This window comes from Natronococcus sp., from assembly GCF_047921035.1.
Classification (GTDB): domain Archaea; phylum Halobacteriota; class Halobacteria; order Halobacteriales; family Natrialbaceae; genus Natronococcus.
Genome location: NZ_JBLRWX010000034.1, coordinates 23,981 through 34,820, shown reverse-complemented (window position 1 = coordinate 34,820; position 10,840 = coordinate 23,981). Strand labels below are relative to the sequence as shown.

Below are 10,840 nucleotides of genomic sequence, written 5' to 3'. Positions count from 1 at the left end.
AAACGGCCGGTGATGTAGTCTTCGGTTTGTTTGAGTTTGGGGCGCGTGAAGAGGGTGTCGGTTTCATCCACTTCAATCAGCTTGCCCATGTAGAAAAAGGCGGTACGATCCGAAACCCGGGCCGCCTGCTGCATGTTGTGGGTGACGATGATGACCGTGTAGCGTTCGGTCAGATCGTCGATGAGGTCCTCGATCTTCGACGCCGCAACTGGGTCGAGCGCCGAGGTCGGTTCGTCCATCAGGATGACCTCGGGACCCGTGGCAATGGCGCGGGCGATACAGAGTCGTTGTTGCTGGCCGCCCGAGAGGTCGAGCCCGCTCGAGTCGAGCTGGCCGTTCACCTCGTCCCACAGCGCCGCGCCGCGCAGGGCCTCTTCGACGCGCTCGTCGACGTTGTCGGTCTTTCCCTGGACGTTCAGCCCGTAGGCGACGTTGTCGCGGATCGACTTCGGGAACGGATTCGGTTTCTGGAAGACCATCCCGATCTTCCGGCGCAGCGCGACGGGATCGACGTCGTCGTCGTAGACGTTCTTCCCGTCGAACTCGAGGGATCCGTCGATGTGACAGGCGTCGATCTGATCGTTCATTCGGTTGATGCATCTGAGGAACGTCGACTTTCCGCAGCCCGACGGGCCGATGATCGCCGTCACCTGCCGTTCGGGAATCTCGATGTCGACCCCGGAGAGCGCTCGCTCGTCACCGTAGTAGACGTCGAGACCGGTAGTCTCGACGACGGTTTCTTCGGAGATCGTTCGCTCGTCGGTTCCGTCGACCGATACTTCCGTCGAGATCAGCGATTCGGTGTCGCTCGTGGTGTTGCTTGCCATGTCAGTAGCTCCGTTCGTATCGATTTCGCACGAAGAACGCGACCCCGTACATCGCGAGGAGGATCGTCATCAGCACTGCGATCCCCATCGCGGCGAGGTACTGCAGTTCTACCTCCGGGAGGAACGCCCACTCGTAGATCTGCGTCGGCATCGCACCGAAGCGGTCGAACGGGCCGGGATGGTGCCGTAGTCCCCAGACTGTCCCGACCATCAGCAACGGCGCGGTCTCGCCGATCGCGCGGGCGAGCGCCAGGATCGTCCCGGTGACGATGCCGGGCATCGCCGAGGGGAGGACGACGCCGCGAATCGTCTGCCACTGCGTCGCACCGGTCGCCAGCGAGCCGTTGCGGACGCCGTCCGGGACGGCCCGCAGCGCCTCCTGGCTCGCCACGATGACGATCGGAGTGACGAGCAGCGCGAGCGCCAGGGCCCCCGCGATCAGGATCGGTCCCATTCGCATCGCGTTGACGAAGACGCCGAGCGCGAGCAGTCCGTAGACGACCGACGGGACGCCCGCGAGGTTCGTCAGGTTCGCCTCGATCAGCGTCGTGGTCCGGTTGTCGGGCGCGTACTCCTCCAGATACACCGCCGTCCCGACGCCGAGGAAAAACGAGAACAGGAGGGTAAAGACGAGCAGCCAGGCCGAGCCGATCATCGCGCCCAGGAAGCCCGCGCTGGCCCAGTCGCTCGAGGCGGTCTGTGTGAGGAAGGTCCCGACGTCGATCTCGAAGACCACGACGCCGATCAGGGTATCGAGTATCACGTCGACGATCAGGAAGGCGAGCACGACCACCCCGAACAGCGACGCGCCGACGAGGACGAGGTGGAAGAGCCGGTTCTTCCGTTTCACCCGGTGCAGGTCGACGTCGTCCATCCACTCGCTAACAGCCTGTCGTTCAGTATCGGTGCTCATCGGTACACCTCCCGGTAGCTTCGCTTGACGTAGTCGTTTAGCAGGTTCGCGGCCAGCGTCATGACGAACAGCGCGAGCCCCACCGCGAACAAGCTCTGGTACTCGACCGACCCGACCAGCATCGTCGACCGAGTCGAGTCAACCATATAGGCAGTCATCGTCTGGATCTCGGCGAACGGGTTCGCGGTCAACCGCGGCGTGACGCCCGCCGCGAGCGCGACGGCCATCGTCTCGCCGATAGCCCGCGACACCGCGAGGATGTACGACGCCATCACGCCGGAGATCGACGCCGGCAGCACGACGCTCGTCGACACCGTGTACTTCGAGGCGCCGAGCGCGTACGCCCCGTTTCGTAACTCGTCGGGGACCGACGACATCGCGTCCTCGGAGATCGAGGCGACCATCGGAATCGTCATGATCCCGACGACGATCGCTCCCGAGAGCGCGCTGAATCGACCGACGTCCTGTCCGAGTGCCGCCGCGAGAGGATCGATGATCGTCGGTGTGATAAACGTCAGCGCGAAGAACCCGTAGACGATCGTGGGCACGCCGGCCAGCACCTCGAGGGTCGGCTTGAGGTACTTGCGAGTTTGCGGGCGGGCGTACTCAGAGAGGTACAGCGCCGTCGCGGTCCCGATCGGGATCGCGATGAACGCCGCGCCGACGGTGATCAGCAGGGTTCCGGCGACCAGCGGTAGGACGCCGAAGCGCGGGTCGTCGGCGTGGGACGGTCGCCACTCGGTGTCGAACAGGAACTCGGTGATCGCGACGCGCTGTTCGGGGACGAGACGGAACTCGGTGACGAGTCCGATCAGCCACTCGTGAAAGCGAACGTCGTAGAAGAAATTGAACGCGTTGTCGAACAGGACGGCGAAGATCGCCACCGTCGTCAACACGGTGATGCTCGTACACCCGAAGAGGAGCCGACGGATCCTGCGATTTCGACGCCGATCCGCATCGGCGTCGTCGCCGATGATTCCCGAGCCCGGGCCTGTTTCTGTGCTCATTGTGCTATTAGTGCTTACTCGTCGTCCTCGTCGTCACCCGCTTCTCCGACGTCGAACTCGTCCTCGCCGGGGGTGCCGCCGAGCGCTTGGAAGTAGCCGACGCCGCCCCAGCCGAGGGCGTACTGGTTGTCGGCAACGCCCTCCATGATCGAATCCGTGTGGGTGTGGGCGCTGTAGTCGGTCCGAATGGAGCCGATCTCGCCGTTGATCTCGCGGGTGTAGTAGTCGAACGTCCCGGAGTCGCTGTCTCGACCCCAGAGTTCGATCTCCTCGTCCGGGTAGTCGTCGTCGATGTCGCTCCAGCGGGTGATGTCCGACTCGTACCGCCAGACGGCGTGGAGGTCGTCGAGCGAGATCTCGTCCATCCAGTCGTTCTCGCCGTGTTTGACGACCGACAGGCCGTCCCATCCGATCTCGTAGTGGCTGTACTCGACGCCGTTTTCCTCGGCGATCTCCGCCTCCTCGTCGAGGATCTCGCGGCTCGCGCTCTGGACGTCGGAGTCGCCCTCCGCGAAGGCCTCGAACCCGGCGCCGGTCCCCTCCGGGTCGACGTAGACGTTCGCGTCCGGATACTCACCTTCGAAGGACTCGCCCGCGGCGTCCGTCACCGGTGCGACGGTGTTGCTGCCCGAACAGTCGACGTCGTCGTCGACCGCGTTTTCGTCCGGTTCGATACCGAGTTCCTTGAGGACCGCCTCGAACTCCTCCTGATTTTCGTCGCGAACGCCGTCGGTCGCCGCGTAGTAGCCCCCGTCGCGGGCGAAGTCGTGCTGGTTCTCAAGGTAGTGGCGGACGTACGTCCCGAGCGTGTTCGGTTTTTCCTCGAGACTCGCGTGGTTGACGTAGATGAATAGCGGCCGCGTCAGCGGCGAGTAAACTCCGCTCTCGATGTTGTCCTGGGTTGGGTGGTAGTACTCGCCGTCCTCGTCGCTCTCGACGGCGACCGTGGAGATCGTCGCGTCGGTCTCGGCCGCGCTCTCGAGAAACGCCGTACACCCCGCGAGGCTCGCGAGTCCCGCCGCACCCGCGCCGGCCAGGAACGTTCGTCGCGATCTGCCTCCGATTCGACCGTTTTCGGACTGCTTGTCCGTCATCAGGTCGTCGGTCGCGCCGTCGGGATAAAGAGCGTGCTAATTTCTATATACTACCTCGAGTATATCTATATTCGGCTCTATAGCCCAGCGTAGATCGGAGTCGAGTTCTCTCGAAGCCCGGTGAGAGCCCTTCCCGTCCGTTCGAGGGTCGTTTCCGTCGCTATCTCGATCGGACTCGAAGCGGCTCTCCCGCTACCTCCGATCGACTCCCCGGCCTCGAGGTTTGATTCAGCACCCCATTTGCTCGCGGAGGCGATATCTATATACTAATTCCCTGTAGCATGTACCCATCCGTATATCTCCCGTCGAACACCACCCGATGAGTAGACCATTTCCGGACTAATTGGACCGAATACCGCGGATATCGATTGTCTCTATAGATGCAGCCAGATTTATATTGTGCCCGCAAGAACCGGGTTGGTATGGAGACGCGCAAGATCCAGGTGACCGGGGGCTCGACCTACACCGTCTCGCTGCCGAAGACGTGGGCGACGGAAAACGACGTCAGCAGCGGGATGACCGTCGAGATCTACGCCGAGGACGACACGCTTCTGATCACCCCACAGAGCGACGTCGACCACCAGGAGGGAACCCTCGAGATCGCCTCGCTCGAGGACGAACAGTTAAAACGGGCGATCCTCACGATGTATGTCAGCGGGTTCGACGTCATCCGCCTCGAGGCGACCCGGATCACGACCGACCAGCGACGGGCGATCCGCAGTGCGATCCAGGGGCTCATCGGGGTCGAGGTCGTCGAGGAGCAAAGCGGCTGCGTCGTCGTTCAGGACCTGCTCGACTCCGCGGAGCTGTCGATCGTCAATGCCGTCTCCCGAATGCGCCTGATCGCCACCTCGATGCTCGAAGACGCCGTCACCGCTCTGATCGAAAACGACGACGACATCGCACAGGATGTCATCGAGCGCGACGACGACGTCGACCGGCTCTTTCTGGTCGTCTCGCGGATCTTCCGGGCCACGCTTCGCTCCCCGGGGGCCGCGGAGGGGCTCGGCGTCTCCCGCGAGGACTGTTTCGACTACCACTCGAGCGCCCGCCAGCTCGAGCGCGTCGCCGACCACGCCGTCAAGATCGCCCGGCTGGCGCTCAAGCTCGAGGCGATCCCCGAAGAGGTCGCTGAGGCGCTGTTGGCCCTCCACGAGGACGCGGCGACGATCATCGAGCGGTCGATGGACGCGCTGTTCGCCGAGGAGAGCGACGAGGCCAACGAGAAGGGCCACAGCGCGCTCGAGGCCGTTCCCGAGATCGACGAACACACCCGTCGCGTCGACGAACTCCTCCGGGATCTCGATCCCGTGCAGGCCCAGTCGCTCGGCCTGGTGCTCGACTCGCTGTCACGAAGCGCGGACTACGGCGGCAACGTCGCCGAGACGGCCCTGCAGAAGGCCGCGCCGCGCCCCTGATCGGGCACGCCGCTCCGCAGTGTCGTCAGCCGTTGCCAGCGTCGAAACCCCCTTCCCGGACGGATTCCTACGGCGGAACAGCAATGGGACAGGTGACCGTCAGCGCGGGTGCGCGCCTCCACTTCGGCTTCCAGAACCTCTCGCTCGCCCGGCGGCGACTCTACGGTGGCATCGGGGTCGGTCTCGAGCGGCCCCGCGTGACCGTCACCGCCGAGCCCGCCCCGACGGTCGAAGCGCCGGACTCCCTTCTCGAGGAGTACGCCCGTCGGGCCGTCGACGTCCTGCACGTTCCGGGCGTCGAGGTCGCCCTCGAGGAGCGCCTGCCACGTCACGTCGGCCTCGGGAGCGGTACCCAGCTCGCGCTCACCGTGCTCGCGGCGACCGCTCGAGCGCACGGCCTCGAGCCGCGGGTCCGGGAACTGGCGCCCGCGATGGGTCGGGGAGGCCGCAGCGGGATCGGCGTCGCGACGTTCGAGGACGGCGGGTTCGTCGTCGACGCCGGCCACCCGACGAGCCGGTTTACGACCGAGCCGCCCGCGGAGGGCGACTGGACGGTGCCCCCCGTTGTCGCCCGCCACCGCCTGCCCGACGACTGGCGCTTTCTGGTCGTCGTTCCCGACGCCGATCCGGGCCGCAGCGGCGAGAACGAGGATGCCAGCATGCGCGCGGTCGTCGAACGGGCCGATCCCGCAGTCGCCGACGAGCTCGCGGGCGTGGTCACTCGCAAACTGCTGCCCGCCGCGGCCGAGGGCCGGCTCGAGGCGTTCGGCGAGGCGATCGCCGAGATCGGTCACAAGAACGGCGCCTGGTACGCCGACGCCCAGGGCGGAGTCTTTCGCCCGCCCGCGGGCGAGCTGGTCGCGACCCTCGAGGACTGTCCCGTCCTCACCGGCGTCGGCCAGTCCTCGTGGGGCCCGGTCGTCTACGGACTGACCGACGCCGCCCACGCGACGGAGGCCAGAGCCGCGGCCGAGGACGCCCTCGTGGACGGCGGGTTCGGCGGGGAGGTCGTCCTCTCGGCTGCCGCGACGGCGGGAGCGAGGGTCGACCTCGAGACGGCAGAACGGAGTTGAACCGGGTCTCGATGCGTGCGATCGTTCCACGTTGCGGTGGCGCGCGCTGGCCGATAGCGAGCGGAGCGAGGCGCGAGCAGCGTGAGCGCCTCGGACCGGCGAGCTATCGGTTCAAAGTCGTGTGAGGGATGAGCGAGCGAGCAACGCGAGTGAGCGAATCGGTTGGGGAGGACGTGGCCACTCATTGTTGCCAGTCTGAGCAGCGCACTTTACCGCGATCGGCGCAACGAGACCCGAGGAGTGCTCCACGTCAGAGCGAGCGAGGGAGTTTTGTCGCTGTGCGTGCGTACGTGCGGACATGCAGTTTTGCGACGACTGCGGTTCGATGATGAAAGCCGACGGCGACCGCATGGTCTGTTCGAACTGCGGCGCCTCGAGCGAGCGCGACCGCGAGGCCGAAAGCGAGTTCGTCACGACCGAGTCCCAGACCGACGACGAAATAATCGAGTCCAGCGAGGACGCAAACTTCGAGGGCAAACCGAAGGCGACCGACGTCGTCTGCGACGAGTGTGGCACCCAGGAGGCGTGGTACACGCTCAAGCAGACCGCCTCGGCCGACGAGCCGCCGACGCGCTTTTTCAAGTGCACCGAGTGTGGCCACCGCTGGCGCGGCTACAACTGATCGCGTCGCTCACGAGTGCTACGGCTGCCCGTCCCCGACCCCTTTCCAGACGACTCCCTCGATAGTGGCGGTGAGGACGCTCTCGCCGGCCTCGTTCTCGCAGTCCACGTCGACGACCAGGCTGTAGCGATCCTCGTGCTCGGCGACGGACTCGTAGGTCCAGGCGCACGCGATCGACTCCCCGGTGTACACTGGCTGGCGGAACTCGAAGGTCATCGAGGTGGCGAGCACCTCGAGGTCGCCCCCGATCTTCGTCGGCAGCGTCGCGGTCAGCAGGCCGTGAACCAGCAGTCGGCCCTCCTCGTCGGGCTCGGTGTGTCGGGGCTGGGTGTCCTGTGAGAGCTCGGCGAACTGTCGGACCTCCTCGGTCGTGAACGCGCGCTCGAACGTGTGGGTCTCGCCCTCGGTCGGTCGGGTCATGGAGACGTGACTGGTGATACGAGGCCCCTACGCAGAAAGCTATCTCCTACCGAAACGCCTCGTTCGATGATTGAGGCGCGGTCCGAACGGCCGGCGCTCAGACTGCAGCCCGATCAGCCGGTGACGGATGAGACTGGAAATGGGCAGGGACTTTCGAAATAGCAGGTTCTGAGACCGCGACCGTCTCGCACGAACACACGGATTTCCACATCCTCCCCAGCCGATTCGTTCGCTCGCGGGCTCACGGCCGCTGGCCGTTCGCCTGTCCGCGGCGCTACGCGCCGCGCTCCGCTCACTCATCCCTCACGCGATATCGTCGCTCGCCCTCGCTCGCGCTCGGTCGATCGACAGCACGCGCCACCGCGGCGATGGGTAGCCGGCCCGAAGCGACGAGTCGATTCCGTTCGAGAGACACACCGCTCGAGGGGCGCAACGTTCACAACCGTCCGCCCGAACTCTCCTGTGAATGGCAGACGGGCCGCGACTTCCCGGAATCGAGGACGACGAGGACCAGGAGGATCCCATCGTCCTCCACGTCGATGCAGACTGCTTCTATGCGTCCTGCGAGCGGCTGCGCGAGCCCGAACTGCGAGGCGAGCCCGTCGTCGTCGGGATGGGGTACGAGCCCGGCGAGACGAACGGGGCCGTCGCGACCGCCAGCTACGAGGCCCGCGAGTTCGGCGTCGAGAGCGCGCAGGCGATCTCGACGGCCCTCGAGCGCCTCCCCCGTCGCGTCGCTCTCGACCCCGAAGACGATGACTACGACCCCGAACTCGACGAGTCGGAAACGGGCCACTACCGCCCCGTCGACCTGGACTACTACGAGTCCGTCGCGAGCGAGGTTCAGGAGATTCTCCACGACTGCGCCGACGTCGTCCGCGAGGTGAGCATCGACGAGGCCTACCTCGAGGTCACCGACCGCACCGCCTGGGAGGTCGCCGACGGCTTCGCCCGCCACGTCAAAGACCGCATCCGCCGGGAGGTCGGCATCGTCGTCAGCGTCGGCGCCGCGCCGACGATGAGCGCGGCCAAGATCGCCAGCGACTTCGACAAACCCGACGGGCTGACCGTCGTCCGTCCCGGCGAACTCCGCGAGTTTCTGGCCCCGCTCGAGGTCGACCTGCTCCACGGCGTCGGTCCCGTCACCGCGCGCGAACTGCGCGAGATGGGCCTCGAGACCGCCGGCGACGTCGCCGCGGCCGACCCCGAGCCGCTGGTCGAACGCTTCGGCGAGCGCGGCCGGGAGCTGTACGACCGCGCCCGCGGTGACGACGACCGACGGGTCGAGCCGAAGGGCGACCCCAAGAGCTTCTCGCGGGAGTCGGCGTTCGCCGAGCCCGTCGCGGAACCGGAGCCGAAGTACGAGCAGATCGAGACGCTGGCGGCCGCGGTCGCCGACCGCGCTCGGCGAGAGGGCGCCCTGTACCGGACCGTCGGCGTCAAGGCCGTCGAACCCCCCTTCGAGGTCAACACCCGCGAGCGCTCGCTGCCCGGCCCGGTCGACGAGCCGGAACTGGTCGAGCGCATCGCTCGAGAGCTGTTCGCGGAGTTCGAGCGCGAGCCCGTCAGAAAAGTCGGCGTCAGGGTCGCGAACCTCGAGTTCGCCGCGGCCGACCAGACCAGCCTCGACGGCTGGGCGGGGACGCGCGACGACGCCGACCCCGACCCCGGGCCGCGATCCGAGGTCGGAGGGGACGATCGGTCACGGCCCGGCGAGGGCCAGTCCTCGCTCGAGGACTTCTAACCGACGAGCGTCGCGACGCCTTTCGTCTGGCGGTAGTCCCGCCCGAGGATCGCCTCGAGCCGCGCGACGAGCGCCTCCCGTTCGGTATCCTCCCACGCGGCGGGTTCCCGGATCGGGACGACGAGAAACCCTCGCCCGCGGATTTCTGTCGCATGTAACGCGGGCATCTCGAGGTCGATCCGATCCCGCTGGGTGGTGTACCCCTCGAGCACGCGGTCGGTCGCCCGCTCGCCGACGGGCATCAGGATGTGGGCGTTGATCGCGCGCAACTCGGCGTCGAAGTAGCGCTCGAGGTCGTCGTACTCCCGATCGGTGGGCGTTTCGCCGGCCGGCAGCGTACACATGTGGACGTAGCTGGCGAACAGGTTCTCGAAGACGGGTTCGTCCCGCGGGCCGCTCTCGAACTCGACCTCGCGACAGACCGCCCGCAGCGGCTCGACCTCGGGGGCGCTGAACGGGACGCCCGTGTCGGCACCGCCGTGGACGCCGGGGTGGTCGCCGATCAGGTGAAAGTCCGCGTTGGCGTCGCCGTAGCCGAAGACGGCGGCTCGGTCGCCGGGAGGGCTCCGGTCGAAGGGCGGTCGCATGCCGAACGGGTTGCTCGTCCTGTCGGTGACGTTTTGCACGCCCCGAACTGAGGGGGTCGGCTCCCATAACGACCGCGGTTGGACGCGAGCGACTCGGGGTGTTCGGGGGAGAACTTATCAACGATCGGGAACCAGTTACCCCGGATGTACCAGTACGGTCACTACGGCGCCGCCCTGCTCGTGTACGCGCCGATCGGCGCTGCGGTCGCGTTCGCCGGCCTCGAGGCCGTCGCGATCGTCGGCGGACTCGTCTGCGTCTCGCTGTCGACGCTGCCCGACGTCGATCATCGGCTGCCGCTGATCGAACACCGCGGGCCGACCCACACGCTCGTCTTCGCGGCGCTGGTCGGGGCCGCTCTCGCCGCGGCCGCGGCCGTGCTCGTGGAGGCCGCCTCACCGCTGGTCGACGTCGCGTTCGTCGGCTTCGCCTTCCTCGTCGGGACGCTCTCGATCGGCTCGCACCTGCTCGCCGACGCGCTGACCCCGATGGGAATCAGGCCGTTCTGGCCCGTCTCGAGGCGACGGTACACGCTGAACGTGACGCCCGCGAAGAACCCGGTAGCGAACTACGCGCTGTTTCTCGCCGGTGTCGCGGCGACGGCCGCGGCTGCGGGAGTTGTGGTCACGACCGGATAGCAGTAAACGGTCGTACTAGTTTCTCTATCGAGGGGATCACCGTCGGGGATCTGATGACGCCCGTCGCCGAACTCGACACCGTCTCCCCGGAGACGACGGTCGCCGAACTGCTCGATGCGATGATGGAACACCGACACACCGGGTTTTCGGTCGTCGAGAACGGTTCGGTCGCCGGCGTCGTCACCCTCGAGGACGCCCGGACGGTCCCGCCGAGCGAGCGAGACTCGCGGACGGTTCGATCGGTGATGACGACCGACCTCGAGACCCTCTCGCCGACCGAGAAGGCCTGGGAGGCGCTCGTCTCGCTGCAGCGAAACGATATCGCGCGTCTCGTCGTCCTCGACGACCGCGAGGGACTCGCGGGACTGGTCACGCGAACCGACGTAATCACGGCGCTGGACATCGGCGCGGTTCGCTCGGCTGGAGGGTCGGCGGAGCGCGCGTCCGGGGAACGCCCTGACGACGCGGCCCGACCGATCGAGAAGCCGCGCTGGTAGCG

At 66.8% G+C, this 10,840-nt stretch carries 12 protein-coding genes; 6 read left to right on the top strand and 6 right to left on the bottom strand.

Annotated elements, in window-relative coordinates; all coding sequences use genetic code 11:
* The 4 genes from pstB to ACNA7R_RS09165 form a co-directional block, all read right to left on the bottom strand.
* Window positions 1-827: phosphate ABC transporter ATP-binding protein PstB (gene pstB, locus ACNA7R_RS09180; protein ID WP_416283264.1), on the bottom strand; the 827-nt coding region annotated here is incomplete at its 3' end.
* A 1-nt stretch (window position 828) separates the two neighbouring features.
* Window positions 829-1,740: a phosphate ABC transporter permease PstA gene (gene pstA, locus ACNA7R_RS09175; RefSeq protein WP_416283263.1), complete on the bottom strand. Its 912-nt coding sequence runs from the start codon at window positions 1,738-1,740 to the stop codon at window positions 829-831.
* Window positions 1,737-2,747 (bottom strand): phosphate ABC transporter permease subunit PstC, encoded by a 1,011-nt coding sequence (gene pstC / locus ACNA7R_RS09170; RefSeq protein ID WP_416283262.1) that lies wholly within the window; start codon window positions 2,745-2,747, stop codon window positions 1,737-1,739. Before pstC ends, pstA begins: the two co-directional genes overlap by 4 nt.
* Window positions 2,748-2,761: 14 nt before the next feature.
* Window positions 2,762-3,841 (bottom strand): substrate-binding domain-containing protein, encoded by a 1,080-nt coding sequence (locus tag ACNA7R_RS09165; RefSeq protein ID WP_416283261.1) that lies wholly within the window; start codon window positions 3,839-3,841, stop codon window positions 2,762-2,764.
* A gap of 422 nt (window positions 3,842-4,263) precedes the next feature.
* On the opposite strand from ACNA7R_RS09165, the gene ACNA7R_RS09160 reads away from it, so the two are divergent.
* The 3 genes from ACNA7R_RS09160 to ACNA7R_RS09150 all read left to right on the top strand — a co-directional run bounded on the left by ACNA7R_RS09160 (window position 4,264) and on the right by ACNA7R_RS09150 (window position 6,954).
* Complete coding sequence (locus tag ACNA7R_RS09160; protein ID WP_416283260.1) at window positions 4,264-5,259, top strand: PhoU domain-containing protein; 996 nt, start codon at window positions 4,264-4,266, stop codon at window positions 5,257-5,259.
* Between the two features lie 83 nt (window positions 5,260-5,342).
* Entirely contained in the window at window positions 5,343-6,332 is a 990-nt protein-coding gene (locus ACNA7R_RS09155) for a beta-ribofuranosylaminobenzene 5'-phosphate synthase family protein (RefSeq protein WP_416283259.1), read from the top strand.
* A gap of 298 nt (window positions 6,333-6,630) precedes the next feature.
* Window positions 6,631-6,954, top strand: a complete 324-nt coding sequence (locus ACNA7R_RS09150; protein ID WP_005559661.1) for a transcription factor S — start codon at window positions 6,631-6,633, stop codon at window positions 6,952-6,954.
* Between the two features lie 18 nt (window positions 6,955-6,972).
* On the opposite strand, the gene ACNA7R_RS09145 is transcribed toward ACNA7R_RS09150, so the two are convergent.
* Complete coding sequence (locus ACNA7R_RS09145; RefSeq protein ID WP_416283258.1) at window positions 6,973-7,374, bottom strand: FAS1-like dehydratase domain-containing protein; 402 nt, start codon at window positions 7,372-7,374, stop codon at window positions 6,973-6,975.
* A 466-nt stretch (window positions 7,375-7,840) separates the two neighbouring features.
* Here ACNA7R_RS09145 and ACNA7R_RS09140 point away from each other — a divergent pair, with 466 nt between their 5' ends.
* Window positions 7,841-9,118 (top strand): DNA polymerase Y family protein, encoded by a 1,278-nt coding sequence (locus ACNA7R_RS09140; RefSeq protein ID WP_416283257.1) that lies wholly within the window; start codon window positions 7,841-7,843, stop codon window positions 9,116-9,118.
* Here ACNA7R_RS09140 and ACNA7R_RS09135 read toward each other — a convergent pair.
* Complete coding sequence (locus ACNA7R_RS09135) at window positions 9,115-9,744, bottom strand: uracil-DNA glycosylase family protein (RefSeq protein ID WP_416283256.1); 630 nt, start codon at window positions 9,742-9,744, stop codon at window positions 9,115-9,117. The two genes, ACNA7R_RS09140 and ACNA7R_RS09135, sit on opposite strands and share 4 nt — an antisense overlap.
* 105 nt (window positions 9,745-9,849) lie before the next feature.
* Between ACNA7R_RS09135 and ACNA7R_RS09130 the strand changes: the two genes are divergently transcribed.
* A complete protein-coding gene (locus ACNA7R_RS09130; RefSeq protein WP_416283255.1) occupies window positions 9,850-10,341 on the top strand; it encodes a metal-dependent hydrolase in 492 nt (163 codons plus the stop codon).
* Between the two features lie 53 nt (window positions 10,342-10,394).
* Complete coding sequence (locus ACNA7R_RS09125; protein WP_416283254.1) at window positions 10,395-10,838, top strand: CBS domain-containing protein; 444 nt, start codon at window positions 10,395-10,397, stop codon at window positions 10,836-10,838.
* Window positions 10,839-10,840 lie beyond the last annotated feature (2 nt).

Bases quoted from the DNA above. Each gene is read 5' to 3' on its own strand.
- pstA (WP_416283263.1), bottom strand. From the start codon at position 1,740: ATGAGCACCGATACTGAACGACAGGCTGTTAGCGAGTGGATGGACGAC.
- pstC (WP_416283262.1), bottom strand. From the start codon at position 2,747: ATGAGCACAGAAACAGGCCCGGGCTCGGGAATCATCGGCGACGACGCC.
- ACNA7R_RS09165 (WP_416283261.1), bottom strand. From the start codon at position 3,841: ATGACGGACAAGCAGTCCGAAAACGGTCGAATCGGAGGCAGATCGCGA.
- ACNA7R_RS09160 (WP_416283260.1), top strand. From the start codon at position 4,264: ATGGAGACGCGCAAGATCCAGGTGACCGGGGGCTCGACCTACACCGTC.
- ACNA7R_RS09155 (WP_416283259.1), top strand. From the start codon at position 5,343: ATGGGACAGGTGACCGTCAGCGCGGGTGCGCGCCTCCACTTCGGCTTC.
- ACNA7R_RS09150 (WP_005559661.1), top strand. From the start codon at position 6,631: ATGCAGTTTTGCGACGACTGCGGTTCGATGATGAAAGCCGACGGCGAC.
- ACNA7R_RS09145 (WP_416283258.1), bottom strand. From the start codon at position 7,374: ATGACCCGACCGACCGAGGGCGAGACCCACACGTTCGAGCGCGCGTTC.
- ACNA7R_RS09140 (WP_416283257.1), top strand. From the start codon at position 7,841: ATGGCAGACGGGCCGCGACTTCCCGGAATCGAGGACGACGAGGACCAG.
- ACNA7R_RS09130 (WP_416283255.1), top strand. From the start codon at position 9,850: ATGTACCAGTACGGTCACTACGGCGCCGCCCTGCTCGTGTACGCGCCG.
- ACNA7R_RS09125 (WP_416283254.1), top strand. From the start codon at position 10,395: ATGACGCCCGTCGCCGAACTCGACACCGTCTCCCCGGAGACGACGGTC.